Below are 19,025 nucleotides of genomic sequence, written 5' to 3'. Positions count from 1 at the left end.
CTGCGTCAAACTGTAATGAAGCGCTGAATTGGGCCTTAACCTGAATACTTCAGGAAAGGGTTTTCATGCAAAGACGCGAATTTTCACAGGCCGCCCTGGCCGCGGGCGCCCTTGCGGCCCTGGGCCCCCTCACCGTGAGCCGCCAGGCGCAGGCCGCCGTGGCGCGCGCCGCGGCCGGCATGCCCGCCATGGGCACCAACCTCTCGGGCATGGAATGGGCCAAGCCCGGCCTGCGGGCCAATACCAGTTCGGCGCCCAACCTGCATTTCACCGTGCCGCGCAAGGCCGACGTGGCCTACCTGGCGGCCTGCGGCTTTATCAAGAACCGGCTGCCCATCCAGTGGGAGCTGCTGCAGCCCATGCTGCACGACACGGTGGCCAACGCGGCCGCGAAAGCGGCCATAGGCAACCCGGGCGCCTTCCATGCGGGTTATGAGGCCTTTATCACCGGCGTGCTCGATGCCCATGCCGCGGCAGGCACGCGCTGCATCATCGACAACCACAACTACGGCCGCTACCAGGACTTCCGTTTCCAGCCCGACGGTTCCGTGATCGGCCTGACCGTGCCGCCCAGCCCCTTGCGGCCTTACACCACGGATGCGGTGCAGATCCAGTCGCGGATATTTGCGCTGGCACCGGGCGCCACGCTCAAGATTGCAAACTTCACCGACTTCTGGACGCGCGCGGCCACCAAGTGGAAAGACCACCCGGGCTTTGGCGGCTACGGCCTCATGAACGAGCCGCACGACATGCCCAAGCCCGGCGGCGTCATCGCATCGAACGAAGAGGCGGTGAAGGGCGGCGAGGACCTGACCATATGGCCCACCTTCGCGCAAGCCGCCATCCAGGCCATACGCGCGGTCGATACCGTCAATCCCATTTACGTGGCCGGCAACCAGTACGACTCGGCCATGTACATAGGCACCAAGAACCCCGGCTTTCCGCTGTCGGGCGCCAACCTGGTCTATGAAGTCCATATGTACCTGGACGCCTTCAGCAACGGCGCTTTTTTTGACTACGACACCGAGGTCGCCAAGAACTACAGCGCCGGTTTCGGCACGGGCGCCATCCAGGTTTCCACCGGCGCGGACCGCCTCAAGATCGCGGTCGACTGGGCCAAGGCCAAGGGCGTGAAGCTGGCGCTCACCGAGGTCGGCATGCCCATAGACGACCCGCGCTGGGAGGCCATGTTCGCGCAGGCGGCGGTCTATGCTGCGCAGTCGGGCTGCGAGGTCTACACCTGGATGGGCGGCAACCACTGGCCCATCCGCAACTACGCCATCAACCACGTGCCCGGCTGGCACCAGAACAAGACACTGGAGCCTTCGGTCTCGGGCGTGCTCAAGGCCGCGTCGGGCATTGTGCAAGCGACGCTGTACGACGACGGGCCGGGTTATGCGCCGGCGGGCACGCCGCTCACCATCACCGTCTATGCGCGCGGTAACCTGGCCCAGCCGGTGGTGCTCACGGTGGCCTCCAACAAGGGCGGCACGCTGAGCAAGTCGCGCCTGACGATTCCGGCCGGCGCCAACGGGCAGGACAGCTTCACCTACACACCGGCGGCCAACCAGGTCGCCACGCTGAGCTACACCAGCGACGGGCAGCTCTCAGGGCAGGTGCCGCCGCCGCGCAAGGTGTTTTCGCTCACCGACCCGGTGGCCTATGCCGTGACCAGCCTTGCCGATGCCGCGCTGGCCATCATCGCCAAATACGGCGCCTGCAAATGGGAGCTGGCCGACGGCTACACCGACTACCTGCTGGGCGCGCCGGCCGCGGCCGGCCAGCCGGTGCGCGCGGTGTCGGATTCGGGCTATGGATCGAGCCCGGGCAATGCCATGGAGATGATCAACTGGATGAACAAGGACGGCGGCGCCGCCGGGCCCATGTCGGTGCCGGTGATGCGCGTGACTAACGGCAAAAAGAACGCCGACCACAGCGTGCCCGAGTCCTTCGGCTTCTGGTGCAAAAAATCCGGCCGCGTGGCCGGCGTGCAACCGAATCCGCGCAACCGCGTACCCTACAACCTGGAGGACGCGCATTTCGCCATCGCGGCCCTCAGCGTTCCCGCGGCTACCAACACCGGCGTGGTGTTCCAGGCCTCCAAGACGGAAGACCTGCAGACCTCGGAGCTGGGTTTTCTCAACGGCCAGCCGCGCGCCAGGTGGATTGATTCAAAAGGCCAGACGGTGCAGTTGCTGGCCCCGGCCAAACTCGCGGTCAACACGCCGGCGGTGCTGGCGCTGGCATCAGTGCCGGGTGCGCAAAAGCTGCGCCTCAATTCCGCCGAAATCGGCAGCGCCGCCGCGACCTTCGCGCCCAGCGCCTTTACCCAGATGCTGATGGGCTGCGGTTACATCAGCTACTACCCGCGCGAGGGCTTTCGCGGCAACCTGTATGCGGTCATCGCGGGCAAGGGGGCGCCCACGGTGGCCGAGCTGGCGGTGCTGGAGCGCTACCTGGCCAGCACGGCCGGTATGACGCTCCCGTGAGCGCCGGGGGCTTTACCAGGCCGCGATGGCGCCGTCTGCCCGCGGTTCAGTGCCGCCGCACAGCACGCCGTCGGCATTGCGCCAGATGATCTGCCCGCGGCCGAAGCCCATGCGGTTGCCCGACCACACCACCTCATGGCCCAGGCCCGCGAGGCCGTGGAACAGGTGCTCGGGCGTGGAGCGCTCTATGCTCACGCGCTTGCCGCTTTCCCATTCCCAGCGCGGCGCGTCCAGCGAGGCCTGCGGGTTCAGGCCGAAGTCCACGGTGTTCATCACCATCTGCACATGGCCTTGCGGCTGCATGAAGCCGCCCATCACGCCGAAGGGGCCGACCGCTTTGCCGTCCCTGGTCAAAAACCCGGGGATGATGGTGTGGTAGGGCCGCTTGCCCGGCGCCAGGCAGTTGGGGTGTTTGGCGTCCAGCGAAAAATTGTTGCCGCGGTTGTGCAGCGCGATGCCGGTGCCCGGCACCACCATGCCCGAGCCGAAGCCCATGTAGTTGCTCTGGATCAGCGAGACCATATTGCCTTCGCCGTCGACCGTGCTCAGGTAGACCGTGCCGCCGCGTGAGGGTTCGCCCGGCATGGGCTGCAGGGCGCGCTCGCCTATCAGCGCGCGGCGTTCGGCCGCATAGCCATCCGACAGCAGGTCAGCCACCGAGACACGCATGTGCGCCGGGTCGGCGATGTGTGCCAGGCCGTCGGCAAAAGCCAGCTTCATGGCCTCGATCTGCAGGTGGTGGGTGCGCAGGCTGTCGCGCTCGCTGAAGTCAAAGCCCTTGAGGATGTTGAGCGCCATCAAGGCCACCAGGCCGTGGCCGTTGGGCGGAATTTCCCAGACATCGTAGCCGCGGTAATTGACGCTGATCGGGTCGCACCAGTCGACCTGGAAGGCGGCCAGGTCTTCCTTCGCCAGGTAACCACCGGCCGACTGCACAAAGGCCGCGATGCGTTCGGCCAGCGGGCCGCGGTAAAAACTCCCGGCGGCCGTGTCGGCAATCGACTGCAGGGTGTCGGCATGCGCGGCGGAGCGCCAGAGCTCGCCGGGCCGCGGTGCGCGTTCGGGCGCGAAGGTGTCGAACCAGGATTTGAAATACGGCTCCTTGAATTTTTCACGGAACAGTACCGTGGCCTGCTGCCAGGCGGATGCCACCGTGGGCGAAACCGGAAAGCCTTCGCGTGCCAGCTCCACGGCGCCTGCCATCGAAGTCGTGAGCGGCAGTTTTCCGAAGCGCTGCGCCAGTGCGGCCCAGGCGGCGGGCGTGCCGGGCACCGTCACGGGCAGTGGGCCGTACTTGGGCACTTGCGTCAATCCCTGGCTGGTCAGTTTGTCGAGCGTGATGGCGCGCGGCGCCGGGCCGCTGGCGTTCAGGCCGTGCAGCTTGCCGCCGTGCCAGACCAGCGCGAAGGCGTCGCCGCCTATGCCGTTGGCATTCGGTTCCACCACCGTGAGCGCTGCGGCCGTGGCGATCGCCGCATCGATGGCGTTGCCGCCGGCCTGCAGCACTTGCAGGCCCGCCTGCGCGGCCAGCGGCTGCGAGGTGGCGACCATGCCCTTGTTGGCATAGACCACGTTGCGGCGGGAGGCATAAGGGTAGTGGAGGGCGTCGAAAGTCGGCATGGTGAATAGGAGGGTGGGCGCCTTGCGGCGCGAATTATTTGTGCTTGGGGTCCAGCGCGTCGCGCAGTCCGTCGCCCAGCAGGTTGAAGGACAACACCAGCAAAAAGATGGAAAGGCCCGGCCAGATCGCCATCCAGGGTGCATTGTCCACGTAATTCTTGGCGGTGTTAAGCATGCTGCCCCAGCTGGGCGCCGGCGGCTGCTGACCCAGGCCCAGGAAGGACAGGCTGGCCTCGGCGATGATGGCCGCGGCAATGGCCAGCGAGGCCTGCACGATCAGCGGCGGCAGCACATTGGGCAGGATGTGGCGCAGCGCGATGCGCCAGTGCGGGTTGCCCACGGCGCGCGCCGCCTCGACAAAATCTTCCACCTTCATGGCCAGCACCTGGGCGCGCGTCAGGCGTATGAAGATGGGCGTGGCCGACACGCCGATGGCGATCATCGCGTTGCTCAGGCTCGGGCCCAGGAAGGCCGCCAGCGCGATGGCCAGGATCAAAAAGGGCACGGCCAGCATGGCGTCGGTAAAGCGCGAGATCAGGCTGTCCGTCCAGCCGCCAACGTAAGCCGCCAGCAGGCCTATGGGCACGCCCAGCGCCATCGATATGCAGACCGACACCAGGCCCGCCAGCAGCGAGGCGCGCGCGCCCCACACCACGCGCGAGAGCACGTCGCGGCCTATCTCGTCGGTGCCGAACAGGTATTGCAGGCTGGGCGGCTTGCGCACGGCGCTCCAGCTGGTGGCGATGGGGTCGTAGGGCGCGATCCACGGGGCGAACAGCGCCAGCAGCACAAAAATCAGCACGATGGCCAGGCCCAGCATGGCGCCGCGGCGCCGCATCAGGCGGCGCAGCGCGCGCCGCGCCGGCGTGGCCTCGCGCGGAACGGCGGCGGGAAGGACTGCGCTCATGCCTTAGCCCCTGAGCCGCGGGTTGACCACGAAGTAGGCCAGGTCGGCCAGCAGGTTGAGCAGGATGTAGACGCTGGAGGTGAACAGCACCACGCCCTGCACGACCGCGTAGTCGCGGTTGAACACCGCGTCCACGATCAGCTTGCCGAAACCGGGGATCGAAAACACCTGCTCGGTCAGCACCGCGCCCGACAGCAGCGTGCCGAACTCGAGCGCGCCCAGCGTGATGATGGGCGTGAGCGCATTGCGCAGCGCGTGCTTGAGCACCACGCGGCGCTCGTTCAGGCCCTTGGCGCGCGCGGTGCGCACATAGTCGGCATTGAGCACCTGCAGCATGGCGCTGCGCGTGTGGCGCATGAGAACGGCCGCGATGGCATTGCCCAGCACAAAAGCCGGCATGATCATGGCCGCCAGGTTGGCCCCGAGGTCCTCAAAAGGGCTGACGTAGCCCGAGGCCGGCAGCCAGCCCAGCTGCACCGAGAACACCAGGATCATCAAAATGCCCAGCCAGAAGTTGGGCGTGGACAGCCCCCACAGCGCGATCACATTGGCCAGGTAGTCCCAGGCCGAGTCCTTGCCCACGGCCGAGACGATGCCGGCCGGTATGCCGATCAGCAGCGCGATGAGCATGGCCATGGCCGCCAGCTGCAGCGTGACCGGCAGCTTTTCCTTGATCAGGTCCAGCACCGGCTGCTGGATGCGCATGGATTCGCCCAGGTCGCCGTGGAACACACCGGAGATCCAGTAGGCGTAGCGCACCGGCAGCGGCTCATCGAGGTGCATCTTTTTTTGCAGGTAGGCGATCACCTCCGGGTCCTGGTTTTCGCCGGCCAGGACCGACGCGGCATCACCGGGCAGCAGTTGCTGCAGCCCGAAGATGATGACGGTGACAAAAAAGACCGTCGGGATGATCGCGGCAAGCCGCTTGAGAAAGTACTGGAGCATGAAAGGTGGTGGCTGCCTGCTTGACTCGTTACGTCTTTACGTCTTCAGGCCCTGGGGCCGCACCAGGCCGTCGGGCACGGCGCGCATGCCGGTGATCTTCTTGTTGTAGGCCCACAGCCAGTTGCGGTGGAACAGGTAGATCACGGGCTTGACTTTCTCGGCCTCGGCGGCCAGGGTGGCGAAGACCTTGATGCGGCCGGCGGTGTCCAGCGTGTTGCGCGAGCGGTTCAGCAAATCGTCCCACTGCGGCCGGCATTCGCCGCTGTAATTCAGCGGCTGCTTGCAGCCGTAGAAGCTGAACAGGTTGCCGTCCGGGTCGGCGCGGCCGCTCCAGGCCAGCACATAGGCGTCGAACTGCCCTTTGTCGGCCAGGTTCAGCGAGGTCGCGAACTCGGTGGACTGGATCTTCACGTCAAAGCCGGCCTCCTTGGCCATGGCCTGCACCACCTGGGCCACGCGCTGGGCATCGGAAGTGGTGGGCGTCATCAGCGTGAAGCTCGGGTTGGGCACACCCGCTTCTTTCAGCAGCTGTTTGGCGCGCGCGATGTCGCGCTTGGGAATGGGGACATTCCTGGCGTAGAAGCTGTTGGCGGGCGGCACCCACTGGTTGCCCGGCGTGGCTTCGCCGTCCATCGCGACCTGCACGATGCCAGCGCGGTCCAGCGACAGCTCAAAAGCCTCGCGCACGCGCGGGTCGCGGCCCAGCGGGTTTTTCTGCGCCTGGTCGCTCTTGCCGGTGTTGATGGTGATGCCCTGATAGCCCAGCTCGGTGATGCGCGTGAAGGCGAGTTTTTTGTCGGCCTTGATGGAGGCGATGTCCGAAGGCGCTACGCGCTCGATGAAGTCCAGCTGGCCGGAGCGCAGGTTGGCCAGGCGCACGGTGGCGTCGACGATGGGCTGGAACACGACCTTGTCGAAATGGATGTTGGCCTTGTCCCAGTAGCCGGCATAGCGCTCCAGCACGATGCGGTCCTGCGCCACGCGTTCGGTGAATTTGAAGGGGCCCGAGCACACCGGCCTGGTGCCGAAGTTGGTGGGCGCGGCCTGCGCGGCCTTGGGCGAAACCATCATGCCGGCGCGGTCGGCCAGCACGCTGAGCAGCGGCGAGAAGGGCGCGCTGAGGTTGATCTTCACGGTGAGCTCGTCGATCACGTCCACCGTGGTGACGGGGGCCAGCTCGCCGCGGCGATTCGAGCCCGCGAGGTTTTTGTGGCGGTCTATGTTGAACTTCACCGCGGCGGCGTCGAACTTCTCGCCGTCATGGAAGGTCACGCCGCTGCGCAGTTTCATGGTGAGCGATTTGTTGTCGGCCGCCCACTGGTAGGAGGTGGCCAGCTGCGGCACGATGTTGAGTTTTTCATCGATGTCGACGAGCTTGTCGCACAGGGAGGAAAACACAATGCGGCTCACGAAGCTGCGCGCCAGCGTCGGGTCCAGCACGTCCGGGTCTTCGGCCAGGCCTATGCGCAGGGTTTGGGCCTGCGCCACGCAGGCGGTGGCGGCCAGCGCCAGGGCCAGCAGGATTTTCTTGCTCATGGTTATTCCTTCACGGTTGTCGGTTGCGGTTGTCGGTGGTTTGGATGGCTGCCTTGCGCCGAGGATTGGTGAGCCAGGGGTGAGCATCGTGGTCTCCATCAGGCCGCTTGCGCATGAAAAGCCGCCTGGAGCCGGAGCAGCCTCTCGTTCACGACGGCGCCGCCCGTGATGCCGGCCGGCGCTTTGATCTCTTCCCAGAAATGGCAGGCCACGGCGTGGCCGCCCTGCGAACGCAACGCGGGCACTTCCTCGGCGCAGCGTTCGCGCGCATGCGGGCAGCGCGTCCTGAAGCGGCAGCCCGAGGGCGGGGTGATGGGGTTGGGCACGTCGCCCTGCAGCAGCGTGCGTTCGCGCTTGAGGCCAGGTTCGGGCACGGGAATCGCCGACAGCAGGGCCTGTGTGTACGGGTGGCGGGGTTGCGCGAACAGGCTTTGCTTGTCGGCGTATTCGACGATTTGCCCGAGGTACATCACGGCCACGTGCGAGGCGATGTGCTTGACCACCGCGAGGTCGTGCGCGATGAACACATAAGCCAGGCCCAGGCGCCGCTGCAGGTCCTGCAGCAGGTTGACCACCTGCGCCTGGATGGACACGTCCAGCGCCGACACCGCCTCATCGCAGACGATGAGCCGCGGCTCGACCGCTAGTGCGCGGGCAATGCCTATGCGCTGGCGCTGCCCGCCGGAAAACTCATGCGGGTAGCGCTGCAGGTATTGCGGTGCCAGGCCGACCAGGTCCAGCAGTTCGGCGGCGCGTTCGCGGTGCCGCCCGCGCGCCAGGCCGTGCAGGGCCAGCGGCTCGGCCAGGGCCTGCTCCACCGTCATGCGCGGGTTCAGCGAGGAATACGGGTCCTGGAAAATCATCTGCAACTCGCGGCGCTTGGCGCGCAGGCGGCCGGCCGGCAGCGCCATCAGGTCCTCGCCGTCAAACCAGACCTGGCCCGAGGTCGCGTCCAGCAGCCGCAGCACCAGCCGGCCCACGGTGGACTTGCCGCAGCCCGACTCGCCCACCAATGCCATGGTCTCGCCGGCGTTCAGCTCGAAGTTCAGCCCGTCGACCGCATGCACGACCGCCCTGGAGCGGCTGAACAGGTGCGGGCGCACCGGGAAATGCTTGACCAGGTTTTCGACTTTCAGCAGCGCGCTCATGGCGTCACCTCGCTGGACACGGCATGCGTGCCGCGCCGGGTTGAGGTGTCCGCATCCAGCGGCGCGCGCCAGCAGGCGGCCTCGTGGCCCTCGCCCATGTCCATCAAAGGCGGCACCTCCTGCAAACACTTGTCGACGGCAAAAGGGCATCGCGGCGCGAAGCGGCAGCCGTCCATGCGTGTCATGGGCGTGGGCACCTGGCCTTCGATCGCGTTGAGCCGCTCCTGCGCCAGGTGCAGCTTGGGGATGGAGCCGAGCAGCCCTATGGTGTAAGGGTGCTGCGGCTCGGCGAACAGCCGGGCCACGGGCGCGCGCTCCACGATCCTGCCGGAATACATCACGGCGACGTCGTCGGCCAGTTCGGCGATCACGCCCAGGTCGTGGGTGATCAGGATGATGGCGGTGCCGGTTTCCTCGCGCAGCGTGCGCATCAGGTCCAGCACCTGCGCCTGGATGGTGACGTCCAGCGCGGTGGTCGGCTCGTCGGCGATCAGCAGCTGCGGCTCGCAGGCCAGCGCCATGGCGATCATCACGCGCTGGCGCATGCCGCCCGAGAGCTTGTGCGGGTATTCGTCGATGCGCTGCTCGGGCGAGGGGATGCGCACGCGGCGCAGCATGTCTATGGCGTGGGTCCTGGCCTCGGCCGCGCTGATGTTGCGGTGGCAGCGTATACCCTCGATGAGCTGGTCGCCAATCGTGAAGGCCGGGTTCAGCGAGGTCATGGGCTCCTGGAAGATCATGGCCATGCGGTTGCCGCGCAGCGCGCGCATGGCGTCCGGCCCCAGTGTGGCCAGGTCGGTGCCTTCAAAGCGGATGGAGCCTGCCGAGACGCGGCCCTGGCCCTTGGGCAGCAGGCCCATGATGGACAGCGAGGTCACGCTTTTGCCGCAGCCCGATTCACCGACGATGCCCAGCGTGCGGCCGGAGTCCACCGAAAAACTGATGCCGTCCACCGCGGCGAATTCACCGCCGCCTTCGAGCTTGAAGCTGGTGCGCAGGCCGCTCACTTCCAGCAAAGCCGTCATTCGGCGGCTCCGTTGCGCCTGGCGTGAAAGCGCGAGATCTCGGCCTCGATCAGCGCGCGGTCGGTGACGCCGGCCGGGCTGCGGCGCGAAGGCAGGCAGGCGCTGAAAGGCTGGTAGCGCTCCAGGCTTTTGTCGTAGAGGCGGCGCAGTTCCTGCAGGGGCTCGGTGTGGTCGTCCACGCGCAGGTCCAGCGCGCAGTAGTCCTCGGTGGTGAAGATAAGGAGTGCCGCGGCCTGCTTGCCGCGCTTGTCGCCGCCCGCGGCTTCGCCGGCGGCGAGCGCGGCGATCAGGCGTTCGGCAAACGGGAGTTGGGCATTGGCTTCATAGGCGAGAGCCGTGGCTTCGATCACCTGCGGGCCGGCCAGCATGTTGCCGGCGACCGAATAGCCGGCGCCCGCCCTGTGGCCGCACCAGTCTATGCAGGCGCTGCCGGTATAGCCGGCGGCCTGGCCGTTTGCGCCTATCAGGTGCAGCTGGCGGTGGTCACGGCCTTCGTCGGCCGAGGTCAGGCGCTTGATGATGTAGTCGGGAGATTGGCCGAAGGCCAGGCCGTCCAGCGCCGGCGCGGCATACAGAGGGTTGACCAGTGCCTGCGTGGCCAATGCGCCCACGCCGCTGCGGGCGTGCGGGCACAGAGCGCCCACGGCAAAAAATTTGCTGGCAACCGCCACGCCAAACGCGCCCGATGAATCGCGCGCGATGAGGGACCATGTCATGTATCAGACTTTCATCGCAACTGCGCCCTTGGTCGGGCGTCTCGTGCTCCCCGCAAACAAAAAGCCGCATGAAGCGACTTTCAAACAGCGAACGGATGACGCATTTATCATGCCACGCTTCGGCGGACTGTGCCTGGCGCCAGGGGCGCCACTTCGCTGTCTATTCGACTTTGGCGCCGGAGGCCCTTACAACTTCCGCCATGCGTTTGTAGTCGACCGCCAGCAGCTTCGCGAAGTCGGCATTGCTCATGGCCAGCGGTTCAATCCCCTGCTTGTCCAGGCGCTCCAGCACCACGGGATCCTTGAGGACCTTGGCCATGGCCGCGTTGACGCGGTTGACCTCGGCCGCCGGCGTGGCGGCGGGGCCCAGCAGGCCGAACCAGGAGTCGAACTGGTAACCGGGCAGGCCGCTTTCGGCGATGGTCGGCACCTCGGGCAGGTACTTGGAGCGCTTGGGCGAGGTCACGCCTATCAGGCGTATGCGGCTGTCCCTGGCGAATGCCAGCGCGCCTATGCTGGCGGCGATCACGGCCTGCGCGCGGCCCGAGATCACTTCGTTGATCGCCTCGCCCGTGGCCTTGAGCGGAACATGCACCACATCGATGCCGGCCAGGCCGTTGAAGTAGGCCATGGACAGGTGGGTGGCGCTGCCGATGCCGGCGGTCGCGTAGTTGAGCTTGCCGGGGTTGGCCTTGGCATAGCGTATGTACTCGGCCGCGGTCTTGGCGGGCACGTCGGGATGGATCATCAGCACGTAATCGGCCGTGCCTATGTGCGCCATGGGTGCGAAGTCTTTTTGCGGGTCGTAGCTGAGCTTGGTGTACAGCGAGCCGGCGATGTTGTGGCTGGCCGCGCCCAGCACCATGGCGCCGCTGTCGGGCGCCGACTTGGCGACATAACCTGTGCCCACGGTGCCGCCCGCGCCCGGCCGGTTCTCGATGATGACGGTCTGGCCCAGCGCCGTTCCCAGCTCGGTGGACATGGCGCGCGCCAGCAAGTCCTGCACGCCGCCCGCCGCGAAGGGCACCACGATGCGCACGATTTTGTTATTGGACTGGGCGAGGGCGCTGCCCGCGGCCAGGGCCAGGCCGGTGCCCAGGAAATCTCGGCGTTGCATCATGGAATGTTTTCTTTCGGTGAGGGGTGCTTGTGCTTGCTTTTGCGGGTCGGATTTTCAGTTCACGCAGATCTCGTCGGCCAGGCGGCGCATAAAGCGCTCGCACCAGGCGAGTTGGTCCAGCGTGACCCATTCGTTGGGCTGGTGCGCCTGCGCGATGTGGCCGGGGCCGCACACGATGGTCGGTACACCGGCCTGGTGAAACAATGCAGCTTCCGTGCCAAAGGAGACCTTGCCGGCGCCCGAGTTGGCATCCACGTCCGCGCATTTGAAGCACAGCCGGGCGATCTCGCTGCCGGCGTCCGTCGCGAAACCGGGCAGCACCGAATTGAGTTTATGGCTGATGCCGGTATCGGCAGCCACGGCCTGCATGGCCGGCACCAGGCTGTCGGCAAAGGCCTTGGCTTCGTTGAACAGCTCGACCGGCGAATTCATGTGGTGGTGGCGAATCTCCCAGGTCACGTCGCAGTCGCGCGGGATGATGTTGAGCGCGGTGCCGCCGGCGATCACGCCGGTGTGTATGGTGGTGTGGGGCACGTCGTAGATCGGGTCGAAGGGGCCCTGCGCCACCAGGCGGCGGTGCATGGACTTGAGGTGGGCGACGAACTCGCAGGCGATCTCCACCGCGTTGACGCCCAGCGGTGTCAGCGAGGAGTGCGCCTCGAAGCCGCGCACCGAGGTTTTGTAGGCGTGCTTGCCCTTGTGCGCGATCACCACCTGCATGCCGGTGGGCTCGCCGACGATGCAGCCGGCGGGTTGGTAGCCCTGCTCCACCATGTCGGCGATCAGGCGGCGCACGCCTATGCAGCCGACCTCCTCGTCGTAGCTGAAAGCCAGGTGCACCGGGCGCTTGAGTCTTCGCTTGAGGAGCTCGGGCACCATCATGAGGGCGGTCGCGCCGTAGCTTTTCATGTCGGTCACGCCGCGGCCGTAGAGCTTGTCGCCTATGACCTGCGCGGCGAAGGGGTCGGTGTCCCAGGGCTGGCCGTCCACCGGCACGACGTCGGTATGGCCCGAGAGCACCAGGCCGCCCAGCCTGGTTTCGCCGTTTTCCGCGGGCAGGGTGGCCCAGAGGTTGGCCTTCTTGCCGCTGTCGTCATAGGTGCGGCGGCATTCAATGCCCAGGGCTTCCAGCCGCGCCTGGGTCCAGTCGAGGAGCGGCAGGTTGCTGTCGCGCGAGACGGAGGCAAAGGACACCCATTTTTCAATCAGCGGCAGGGCGGCGAGGTCGGCGGCCTGGATGGACTGGCGGGCGGAGCTGGGGAGGGGGGCGTTCATGGCAAGACCTTTGAAGGACGGGCGGGGCGGCAAAAATTGTATGACAGCATACTATTTTGCGGTGGGCCGGGCCATTGCCGGCCTGCCGCGCGTTCAAGCCGCAATCCGGCGAGAATGCAGGGCGTCGCGCGCAGACTGCGGCTCCCCATCTTCATTTCTCTACCGAAAGCATTCCATGACCAGCACCATGTACACCACCTCCATTCCCGTCTTCAAGCAGATGCTGGGCGGCCTGAAGGGCGTCCTGACCAAGGCTGAAGCCCATGCGGCCGCCAAAAACATAGACCCCAATGCCTTGCTGCAGGCGCGCCTTTATCCCGACATGTTCCCCCTGCTGCGCCAGGTGCAGGTGGCCAGCGACTTCGCCAAGAGCGTGTCGGCCCGGCTGGCCGGCGTCGAAGTGCCCAAGATCGAAGACAAGGAAACCACGTTTGCCGAGCTGCAGGCGCGCATAGACACCATACTGGCCTTTATCGAGGGGCTGGGCGCGGCGAAGTTCGACGATGCCGCCGTGCGCGAGATCGTCACGCAGGCCGGCACGCCCAAGGAAAAGCGCTTCACGGGCCAGTCCTACCTGCTCAATTACGGCCTGCCGCACTTCTTCTTCCACACCACCACGGCCTACGCCATCCTGCGCCACAACGGCGTGGAAGTGGGCAAGAAGGATTACATCGGCAGTTATTGAGTCGCGAGGGGCCTGAGCCGCCGGCCGCCGGGCCGCCGCGGCTCAGTGCCTGTGCAGGCTCTGCGGTAGCGTCTTGTCGTAAGTGCCGGGGGGATAGGCGGCGTCCGCGCCGCGCACCAGCATGTCGGCATCGCGGATCGCGAAGATGTGCGCGATGTCCTGTTTGATATCGCCGCCCGCCGCCATCGGGTGCGCCGTGGGGCTTTCCCACACATGGCGATCGGGCAGCGAGGTGTAGGGGCAGCTGTCGCCGCAGTCCAGCTGCCACGAAATCCCGTACAGCCACTGGTCGGCGTGCGGCTCGAAGCGGGTGATGTCGACCATCAAGGATTTCTGGAAGGCCAGCGCGTAGGTCAGCAGGCGTATGTCCCAGTGCTTGATGATGATGCGCAGGTACATGCCTTCGCCGCGGCTGCGGCTGGACACCAGCAGCATCTGGCAATCCAGCCATCCGGCCGGAATGCCGTGCCGGCGCATGGAGTCTTTCAGCAAGACCTGGATCAGCTGGCGGCGCAAGGCATTCGCGGAGCCGTCCTCAATCGTGGAGGGGCCCTCATGCGCGGGCCGGGTGCTGACGGGGGCTGTTTTTGCGTGGCCGTTGAGGCCGAATAAGTGCCGTATGTTCATGTTGCTTCCCCTCATCCCGCTCAAGCCGAAATCGTCTTGTTTGTTCCATTCACCCGCGGGAATGGTAAATGTTACAAAGTGTTTTATATGCTCCTCTTGTGGCTTTGACAAGTCAAGCGAGCAGCTTCTCAAAAGCGGAACTTTTTCATGAAAGAGTCTTGTAAAAAAATCTATTTACGTGGATTTAAGAATGAAAAAGCATGCAACTCGCCTAAAGGCAGCTTGAAGAGGGTAAATGTAAATACTTGTAATTTGACCGGTAAAGGCACAGGTCCCTGCCGCAGCACGCCGCGCGAGGGCGGCAGGCGGTACGCGAGCCGCTCCTAGGCCCGCACAAAGTACACAAAGGTGGTGCGCGGAAAAATATGCCGGTACACCGGCCTGGCAATCGCGCGTGCCAGGTTCCTGGCCTGCAGCAGGCCCGAGGCGCTGTTGTACAGCCGGTAAAGGCTGGGCCGCAGCGGCTTGAGGCCAAACTCTTTTCCGAAGGCGACCAGCGAGTCGTGGCTGAAGGCGTTGATGTGCTCCAGCGGGGCAATCGGCATCTGCTCATTGGCAGACAGCGCGCCGAAATTTTTTCCCCGGCCGATTTTTTTCAGCGCGGCCGCCGCGTTGGGTACGCTGATCTTGATGACGCCGTCACCCGACAGCGCGTCGCGCAGCTTTTCGAGCACCTTCCGGGGTTCGGTCAGGTGTTCAAAGACCTGTTCGGTGTTGATGAAACGAAAGCGCCTGGGCGGCAGGTCGGCCAGGCCGACGACGCGCAAGCCCACGGACCTCCCGTACTCGGCGCGCTCTTCGGACAGCTCCACGCCCCACACATTGCAGCCGAAGCCCATGGCCATCCTGGACCAGTGCGCCCAGCCAAAACCGAAGTCCAGCGCATCCAGCTCGCCGGGCGGCAGGCCGAAGTACTGGATCATGAACTGCACCTGTTCGGCAAGGTAGCGGTATTCGTCCAGGCTGTAGTTGCGGTGTTCGCGCTCCAGCTCGGTGCCCGGAACCCAGTCGTTGTAGATCTCGCCCAGCAAGGCGTCGTCGGGCACCTGCTGCTGGAAGACCATGCCGCAGTCCTCGCAGCGCGCGAGGGCATAGACGCCCGCCTCGGCCGTCCTGGACGCATGGCCTTCATAGTGCCTTGCCAGATAGGCCTGCATGCTTGCGCCGGTGTAGGGCTCCTGGTAGACCACGGCCAGCGCGCTTGAAAGGCAGGCGGGGCAGCAGGTCCTGGTCTTCAAGGACGATTCGCGCGGCGCCGTGGCGCCTTCAAACGCGCGCGCCTGGCGCGGTGCCGGCAGGTCTTGCCTGCGGGACGGGGAAGCCGGTTCAACCGGCAGGCGCGGGAATTCCAGCGAAGGGCTGGCAGGCATCATGTTCATGGGTGGGTTCCGAAGCGCCGCAACGCAGCAGTACCAGCCACCTTAGCCGCTGGTGGCGCGCGCGCGGTAACCCGCTGTAATCCATGTATCGGCTTCCTGCCTTGGGGCCGCTGCCCGTGGCGCCGGTTTCTTCGCGTGCGGCAGCCTTGGCTGGCAAGGCCTTGCCGCGACTTTCCCCCGGAGCGGGGAGCGGGGCACCCAGTCGGCGCCCATGCCTCAGGCCATGCGGCCCCTGTTTTCGACCACCACGCAGCCCGTGATGCGCCACGCTTTGTTGCTTTGCCGTTCCAGGCTGTAAACCGCGAGCCATGAAACACCGCTGCTGTCGGCCATCTGCACGCGCTGGACCGCCTGGTCGTCCTTGCCGTCGGGTTTGAGGAAGGCGACCGATGCCGGGCGGTAGACCACCGGGTAGTCGCGGCGCACCATGGCCATGAAGGCCTGGGCCGTTCCCAGGGTTTTGCGGACATTGGGCGCGGCAAATGAAAACGCCTTGGCCGCGTCATCTTTGGCAAAGGCCGCTAGCTGCCCCTCCACGGCGGCGCGCACGCCTTTCTCGTCGGCGGGCGCCAGCGGGTCGGCATGGGCCGCGCCGCACAGCAGCACGGCCGCCGCGAATGCGGCCAGCAGGCGGCGCCATTGCGCCAGGGCCGGGTGTGAATGCGTCTTCATGCTTGCTCCTCTGTTGCCGACGGCGTGCGACCGCCGCGCAAAAAACCAACGCCTTGCCGCATCATGCCGCAAGCAGCCTTGCAGCGGGTACGCGGCCGGCGCTGCCGCGGATGCGCGGCGCTAAACCAGTTCGCCGCGCGCCAGCACCACGACGCCGCCGCTGACCATGATGTCGCCGGCCGCATCGGCCTGCACCATGATCTTGCTGGGGCGTCCGACAAAGCGCCCCTGCTTCAGCGTGATGAGCTCGCCGGCCGCCGCCGCGCCATGCTGCATCAAATAGGCGCCCACGGGGCCGGCCGCGCTGCCGGTCGCGATGTCTTCGACCAGCCCGGCGTTGTCCCAGGTGCGGCCTTCGCGCGCCGCGACGTCGAACACGTAGGCGAACTTGGCGCCCACCGTGGCCAGCAGCGCCTCGAAGGCCGGGTGCACGACGCGCGCCCGGTCCAGGCCGCCGGCCGCGGGCACCAGCAGGTAGGGCAGGCCGGTGGACACCACCTGCAGCGGAAAGCGGATGTCCAGCTGGGAGGCGTCGAGGTTGAGCGCCGCCAGAAAGGCCTGGCTTTCGGCGCGGCCCAGCGGCGGCTGCAAGGAGGCTTTGCCCTGGTTCATGCGGGCGTCGTAGGTGGCCGTCGTGCCTTCCAGCCGCGTGGTGGACAGCGCGACCGCGCGCGTGCCCAGCATCAGGGTCCAGTCGGCGGACGGCTGCCCGGCGGCATGCAGGTGGTGCAGCAGGCCGGCCGCGCCCAGCAGCGGGTGGCCCGCGAAATCGAGCTCTTCCTCCATCGTGAAGATGCGCGCCTCAAAGCGGCGGCCGGGGCCGGCGGGTGTGAGGAAAATGCTTTCAAACTGCCGCATCTCCACCGTCAGGCGCTGCATGGTGCGCGCCGGCAGCGGGCTCTCGGGCAGGAAGACCGACAGGCCGTTGCCGGCCAGCGCTTCATGGGTGAACACGTCGACCTGGTAGTAGCCCAGGCCCGTCAAGGAAGTCATGCTGTTTCTCCTGGAGGCCGCGCGTGACGGCGGCCTGCAGGGGAATTATCGCGGGGCCAGGAACAGGATCTTAGATGCCGAGAATCTTCTTGGCGCTGCCCAGCGCCTTCATCGAGTCGTCGTGTTTTCCTTCCTTGTGGAATTTTTCGCCGTCGGCGCGCAGTTCCTTGACCTTGCTCATGTCGGCGGGCGACAGCTTGGGGTTGGTCATCAGCTTGGCGTCTATGGCTTTCATTTCGTTGGGGCAGTTATGGGCCAAAGCCAGTGAGGATGTGGCAAGCGCCACGGCGGCAATGATGAGCTTCATGGGAATCTCCACCTTCGTCAGAAAATGCTGACGGGAAATACTAGCAAGCCGCGGGGCTGCTCACAAGGGCGCTTGCCCGTAGGGCCTAACCAATCTGCAGCTGGGAATCGCCGATGAACTGGTAGGGCGGAATCTCCAGGTTGGTTGGCGCCGGCACGTTTTTCACCACGCGGCCGGCCAGGTCGAAGCGGGAACCGTGGCAGGGGCAAAAAAATCCGCCGGGCGCGTGCAGCTCGGCATTGAGGGCGCTGTCGTCCAGGCGCAGGGACGGTGAGCAGCCCAGGTGGGTGCACACCCCCACCGCCACCAGGATTGCAGGGCGCTCGGAACGGGTCGCGTTGGCGCAGGATTTGGGCTGCTCGGAGCGCCTGGACTGCGGGTCCGCCAGCGCCGGGTTGGCCTGTTGCAGCGCGCGCACCATCTCGTCGCTGCGGCGCATCAGCCAGACGGGTTTGCCGCGCCAGGCCACCGTGCGCAGCTCGCCCGTCGCCAGCGTGGAAATATCCGCGAGCACCGGGCCGCCTTCGGCGCGCGCCGCTTCAGAAGGCGCCAGGCTGGCGGCAAAGGGATAGGCGGCGGCCAGCAGGCCGGCGCCGGCGGCAATGCCGGTCGCGGCTGTGAGCAGGCTTCGCCTGTCGGCGTCCTGCAGGGTCCCTTCGTCAATCGTGTGGATCAGTTCGGTGACGGTCAGCATGGTTGGGCTTTTTCAGGGTGGCAAGTGGACGCACTGTTTCATGTTGCCATCACACCGTAGCAGGCTTCAGGCGCCAGGTGTTCAGTGCGGCTGGAAACCATTGTTCGCGGGTCAGCTTAGGCTGGACTTAAACGAAAAGAGGGTGGGCGGGCGGACGCGCCTAAAATTCCCGGCAGCTGTTACTTGAACCTTGAACCACCTGGATCCATCACCCCATGCCACTCGAAGTCCTTGAAGCCCAGACGGGCGACAACCCCGTCGCCACCATCCTCATCATGCACGGCCTGGGGGCGGACGGGCGCGACTTTGTGCCGATCGCCGAGCAGCTCAATCTCTCCAGCGTGGGCCCTGTGCGCTTCCTGTTCCCGAGCGCGCCGTCGATTCCCGTGACCATCAACGGCGGCTACGTTATGCCGGCCTGGTACGACCTGCTGGGCGCCGATCTGGTGAGCCGGCAGGACGAGGCCGGGCTGCGCAAGTCGCAGGCCGATATCGAGGCGCTGATCGCCCATGAAACATCGCGCGGCATTCCCGCCAGCCGCATCGTGGTCGCGGGTTTCTCGCAGGGCTGCGCCATGGCGCTGATGACGGGCCTGCGCCACGGCGAGCGGCTGGCCGGCATCGCGGGGCTGTCGGGTTATTTGCCGCTGGCCGACAAGACCGCTGGTGAGCGCAGTGCCGCCAACCGGGATGTGCCCATCTTCCTGGCCCATGGCAGCTATGACGGCGTGGTCGTGCTGCCGCGCGCCAGCGCCACGCGTGATGCGCTCACGGCCATGGGCTACCCGGTCGAGTGGCATGAGTACCCGATGGAGCACTCGGTGTGCCCGCAGGAGATTGTCGACCTCGAAAAGTGGCTGTTAAAGGTCCTGGCCTGAGGCAGTGGC

The 19,025-nt window shown here is 66.2% G+C and carries 18 protein-coding genes; 3 read left to right on the top strand and 15 right to left on the bottom strand.

Annotated features, from left to right (window positions below; translation table 11 throughout):
• Nucleotides 1-65 precede the first annotated feature (65 nt).
• A complete protein-coding gene (locus AC1D09_RS12160; protein WP_477663525.1) occupies nt 66-2,489 on the top strand; it encodes a cellulase family glycosylhydrolase in 2,424 nt (807 codons plus the stop codon).
• 12 nt (nt 2,490-2,501) lie between these two features.
• On the opposite strand, the gene AC1D09_RS12155 is transcribed toward AC1D09_RS12160, so the two are convergent.
• The 9 genes from AC1D09_RS12155 to argE form a co-directional block, all read right to left on the bottom strand.
• Nucleotides 2,502-4,109, bottom strand: a complete 1,608-nt coding sequence (locus AC1D09_RS12155; protein WP_477701072.1) for a gamma-glutamyltransferase family protein — start codon at nt 4,107-4,109, stop codon at nt 2,502-2,504.
• 34 nt (nt 4,110-4,143) lie between these two features.
• Nucleotides 4,144-5,016, bottom strand: coding sequence for an ABC transporter permease (locus AC1D09_RS12150; RefSeq protein ID WP_477701071.1), 873 nt, complete (start codon nt 5,014-5,016; stop codon nt 4,144-4,146).
• Nucleotides 5,017-5,019: 3 nt separating this feature from the next.
• Nucleotides 5,020-5,961, bottom strand: a complete 942-nt coding sequence (locus AC1D09_RS12145) for an ABC transporter permease (RefSeq protein ID WP_477663522.1) — start codon at nt 5,959-5,961, stop codon at nt 5,020-5,022.
• A gap of 36 nt (nt 5,962-5,997) precedes the next feature.
• Nucleotides 5,998-7,497, bottom strand: coding sequence for an ABC transporter substrate-binding protein (locus AC1D09_RS12140; protein ID WP_477663521.1), 1,500 nt, complete (start codon nt 7,495-7,497; stop codon nt 5,998-6,000).
• Between the two features lie 98 nt (nt 7,498-7,595).
• Complete coding sequence (locus AC1D09_RS12135) at nt 7,596-8,645, bottom strand: ABC transporter ATP-binding protein (RefSeq protein ID WP_477663520.1); 1,050 nt, start codon at nt 8,643-8,645, stop codon at nt 7,596-7,598.
• Nucleotides 8,642-9,670: an ABC transporter ATP-binding protein gene (locus AC1D09_RS12130; RefSeq protein WP_477663519.1), complete on the bottom strand. Its 1,029-nt coding sequence runs from the start codon at nt 9,668-9,670 to the stop codon at nt 8,642-8,644. The genes AC1D09_RS12135 and AC1D09_RS12130 overlap by 4 nt, the downstream gene beginning before the upstream one ends.
• Nucleotides 9,667-10,386: a DUF1028 domain-containing protein gene (locus tag AC1D09_RS12125; protein WP_477663518.1), complete on the bottom strand. Its 720-nt coding sequence runs from the start codon at nt 10,384-10,386 to the stop codon at nt 9,667-9,669. Before AC1D09_RS12125 ends, AC1D09_RS12130 begins: the two co-directional genes overlap by 4 nt.
• Before the next feature lie 160 nt (nt 10,387-10,546).
• Nucleotides 10,547-11,506: a tripartite tricarboxylate transporter substrate binding protein gene (locus tag AC1D09_RS12120; protein ID WP_477663517.1), complete on the bottom strand. Its 960-nt coding sequence runs from the start codon at nt 11,504-11,506 to the stop codon at nt 10,547-10,549.
• Nucleotides 11,507-11,560: 54 nt separating this feature from the next.
• Nucleotides 11,561-12,781: an acetylornithine deacetylase gene (gene argE / locus AC1D09_RS12115; protein WP_477663516.1), complete on the bottom strand. Its 1,221-nt coding sequence runs from the start codon at nt 12,779-12,781 to the stop codon at nt 11,561-11,563.
• A gap of 175 nt (nt 12,782-12,956) precedes the next feature.
• Between argE and AC1D09_RS12110 the strand changes: the two genes are divergently transcribed.
• On the top strand, nt 12,957-13,466 hold the full coding sequence (locus tag AC1D09_RS12110) for a DUF1993 domain-containing protein (RefSeq protein ID WP_477663515.1): 510 nt from the start codon (nt 12,957-12,959) through the stop codon (nt 13,464-13,466).
• Nucleotides 13,467-13,508: 42 nt separating this feature from the next.
• Here the strand turns inward: AC1D09_RS12110 and AC1D09_RS12105 are convergent, their stop codons facing one another.
• From AC1D09_RS12105 to petA, 6 genes are all read right to left on the bottom strand, one after another.
• Nucleotides 13,509-14,093 (bottom strand): hypothetical protein, encoded by a 585-nt coding sequence (locus AC1D09_RS12105; RefSeq protein WP_477663514.1) that lies wholly within the window; start codon nt 14,091-14,093, stop codon nt 13,509-13,511.
• 323 nt (nt 14,094-14,416) lie between these two features.
• Nucleotides 14,417-15,472 carry a class I SAM-dependent methyltransferase gene (locus AC1D09_RS12100; RefSeq protein ID WP_477663513.1) on the bottom strand — a complete coding sequence of 352 codons (1,056 nt, stop codon included), beginning with the start codon at nt 15,470-15,472 and terminating at the stop codon, nt 14,417-14,419.
• A 216-nt stretch (nt 15,473-15,688) separates the two neighbouring features.
• The gene (locus AC1D09_RS12095; RefSeq protein WP_477663512.1) at nt 15,689-16,144 is read right to left on the bottom strand and encodes a DUF4864 domain-containing protein; all 456 of its coding nucleotides are present in this window, start codon (nt 16,142-16,144) and stop codon (nt 15,689-15,691) included.
• Between the two features lie 120 nt (nt 16,145-16,264).
• On the bottom strand, nt 16,265-17,137 hold the full coding sequence (locus AC1D09_RS12090; protein ID WP_477663511.1) for a PhzF family phenazine biosynthesis protein: 873 nt from the start codon (nt 17,135-17,137) through the stop codon (nt 16,265-16,267).
• Between the two features lie 70 nt (nt 17,138-17,207).
• Nucleotides 17,208-17,444, bottom strand: a complete 237-nt coding sequence (locus tag AC1D09_RS12085) for a hypothetical protein (RefSeq protein ID WP_413330853.1) — start codon at nt 17,442-17,444, stop codon at nt 17,208-17,210.
• A gap of 85 nt (nt 17,445-17,529) precedes the next feature.
• On the bottom strand, nt 17,530-18,138 hold the full coding sequence (gene petA, locus AC1D09_RS12080) for a ubiquinol-cytochrome c reductase iron-sulfur subunit (RefSeq protein WP_477663510.1): 609 nt from the start codon (nt 18,136-18,138) through the stop codon (nt 17,530-17,532).
• A 215-nt stretch (nt 18,139-18,353) separates the two neighbouring features.
• Between petA and AC1D09_RS12075 the strand changes: the two genes are divergently transcribed.
• Nucleotides 18,354-19,016: an alpha/beta hydrolase gene (locus AC1D09_RS12075; protein WP_477663509.1), complete on the top strand. Its 663-nt coding sequence runs from the start codon at nt 18,354-18,356 to the stop codon at nt 19,014-19,016.
• Nucleotides 19,017-19,025 lie beyond the last annotated feature (9 nt).

This window comes from Polaromonas sp. P1_A2 (genome assembly GCF_056406895.1).
Note: the sequence above shows the minus strand (reverse complement) of the source record. Positions and strands in the feature narration are given on the sequence as shown.